Here is a 2,886-nt window from a genome sequence, read left to right as displayed (position 1 = left end):
TCCCGTCCCGATGCACCGCCTCGATCTCGCGGCTGGTGCCGGCCACGGACTCGTTCCGGATTCCGACATCGTGGCGCATCAAGGGCGTATAGCCGGTACCCTGCAGCGTCGGCATCAGCACGTCCACCGACCGGCCGGTCACCTCCGCCGCCGACCAGCCGAACAGACGCTCGGCTGCCGGGTTGAACAGGCGGATACGGCCCATGGCATCGGCTACCACGATGCCGATGCCGACCGTCCGCACCAGCGTCGCCAGGCGGACCTCTTCCTGCTCGACCCGGCGGAAGGCTTCCACCTCACCCGTGCGGTCGCGTCCGGAGCCCCGGAAACCATGGAAGCCGCCGTCCTGCCCGACGATCGGCTCGCCATTGATGCAGATGTGCCGAAGCGCTCCGTCGGCGCCGTTGATATCGTAGTGGAAGTCGCGGAACGGCTGCCCGGCGGCCAGCACGGCTTCGTACTCTGCCCAGCTTGGATCGTCAGGCGCCGCCGAGACTTCGCGCCGGGTGCGCCCGAGAACCCGTGCCGGGTCGAGTCCGATCCGGGAAATGCCTTTCGACATCTCCGTGAAGCGGCCTGCGGCATCGCATTCCCAGTACCAGTCGGCGGACAGTTCGGTGAGGGCACGAAACTTCGCCTCCGTCTCTTCCAGCGATCGGCGTTGACGCTCCCTCTCCGCGGCCAAGCCGGCAAGACGGACTGCGGCCGCGACGGCGACGAGGGAGATGACGGCGCCGGCGCCGGCCATCCAGATCGCCACCTTGCGCCAGAAGACAAGGATGTCGTCGACGGAGCGCCCGGCGAGAACGACGAGGGGAAAAGGGGAGGGCAGGTCGCGGTAGGCGAAGACCCGGTCGACCCGGTCGAGGACGCCGGTGGCGCGGTAATTGCCCCATGGCTCGGTTTTGAGCAGTTCGAACACCTTGGCCGTCGCGATTGACTGGCCCAGGCCGTTCGGATCATCGAGCGTCGTCCTGGAGCGGGTGCGCACGACGCCATCGTGCCCGGCAAGGGTCGCGATGCCGCCCGGCCCTAAGTCGAAGGCCCGGAGCTGGTTGGATATCGCATAGGGGTCCAGCACGACCACGACCACCCCGCCGAAGCCGCCGTCGGGTGCGTTGACCCGCATGGAAACGGGCAGGGACCACTTTCCCGAATTGCGGCCCATGACGGGCGGCCCGACGAATGCCGCCCCGGTGTCCCGAGCGATGTGTACGGAGATGTGGCTTTGATCCAGGTAACCGGCCCGGCCGTCCGGAGGCAGATCGAGAGTGGAGGCAACCAGGAAACCGTCGCGGTCGACGACCGAGACCTGCACCGCAACGTCCAGCAGGAACGCCTGCTGCGCCAGCGAACGCTTCAGGTCGAGCTGGCCAGGATCGGTCTCGATGTCGTGCCGAACCGTACGAAGCAGTTGCTCGGCATTTGCGAACAGCCAGAAGGACTGCCGCTCCAAAGCCTGGGCCAGGTTCGAGACTTCACGCTCCGCTGCTTTCAACGCCGTTTCCCGCTCGACGATCAGGAATGTGCCGATAGCTCCCCAGATCACGGCAAGGACCGTCAAGAGTGCCGTGATATGGCTGATGCGGATATTGAGCATGTCGTCTCCCCTGTTCCGGGAGGGAGTTTACAACCTTATCTCTAAGGAAAAAATTAAAGGACCACTTTTGGTTAGACTGGCCATCCGTACCGGGGTTGTATGATCCCGGTGCGATCCGGCACCACGATATCTGCGCGGCTACTCCCATCAAGCCCCTTGAACATCGGCCCTAATACGGTATTGGGAATTCAGGATTATTAACGCAGCTGGTAATACCAGTGCTCCGCCACGGCTATGATGCCGAGGCAGCTTCCAGGTATTCCAGGGGAATGCGCGGATGTCGGCCCACCGCCGGGCGGTCCGATCGGCAGGGAGAGTTAACGGGATGAGCGAAGCGGAAGTCCAAATCTCTTGCATACAATTCGAACCGCGCATCGGTGAAACGGAGCAGAACGTCGCGACCAGCGTTTCGCTGATCGGCGATGCGGCGGCGGGCGGCTCTAAGCTGATCGTCCTGCCGGAGCTTTGCAATTCGGGATACGTGCTGAACTCCCGTGAGGAAGCCTACGAGCTTTCGGAAACGGTGGAGACCGGAAACTCCATCGCCGCCTGGAGAGCGGCGGCAGCCGACATGGACATCCACATCGTCGCCGGCTTCATCGAGCGGCAGGATGACCGCCTCTACAACAGCACCGTCGTGCTGGGGCCGAAGGGACTGATCGGGACCTACCGCAAGAACCACCTCTGGAACGCGGAGGCACTCTACTTCGAGCGCGGCGACCTAGGCTTTCCCGTCTTCCACACACCGTTCGGCCGGATCGGCGTCCTGATCTGCTACGACGGCTGGTTCCCCGAGGCATGGCGCCTGCTGGCGCTCCAGGGCGCGGATCTCGTTTGCGTCCCGACCAACTGGGTGCCCATGGCCGAACAGCCCGCGAACGCCCCGGCGATGGCGAACATCCTGTGCATGGCCGCCGCCCACAGCAACTCCATGTTCGTCGCCGCCTGCGACCGGATCGGGACCGAACGCGGCCAGCCTTTCATCGGCCAGAGCCTGATCGTCAACCCCAACGGCTGGCCCGTCGCCGGCCCCGCCAGCGTGTCGGAGCCCGGCACGGTGACCGCCGTGTGCAATCTCTCGGCGGCGCGGCGCCAACGTACCTGGAACAGCTTCAATCAGGTCATGCGGGACCGCAGGACCGACCTCTACCCGGAGATGCTCGGTACGCCGACGCGTCCCGGCTGGTACTGAAAAGACTGATGCGTAGGTCGGGTAAAGCGAAGCGGCACCCGACGCGCCTGCTCGTCGGGTGCCGCTTCGCTTTACCCGACCGACGAGGCGTGAG

At 65.0% G+C, this 2,886-nt stretch carries 2 protein-coding genes; one reads left to right on the top strand and one right to left on the bottom strand.

Annotation, left to right across the window (positions count from 1 at the left end):
* Positions 1–1,600, bottom strand: a 1,600-nt coding sequence (locus AC5JJ6_RS07160; protein WP_496041373.1) for a PAS domain S-box protein, incomplete at its 3' end; no start/stop codon positions are given.
* 325 nt (positions 1,601–1,925) lie between these two features.
* Between AC5JJ6_RS07160 and AC5JJ6_RS07155 the strand changes: the two genes are divergently transcribed.
* Complete coding sequence (locus tag AC5JJ6_RS07155) at positions 1,926–2,792, top strand: nitrilase family protein (RefSeq protein ID WP_496041372.1); 867 nt, start codon at positions 1,926–1,928, stop codon at positions 2,790–2,792.
* Positions 2,793–2,886 lie beyond the last annotated feature (94 nt).

It is taken from the genome of Skermanella sp. (assembly GCF_059503625.1).
This window is presented reverse-complemented; position numbering and strand designations above follow the sequence as displayed.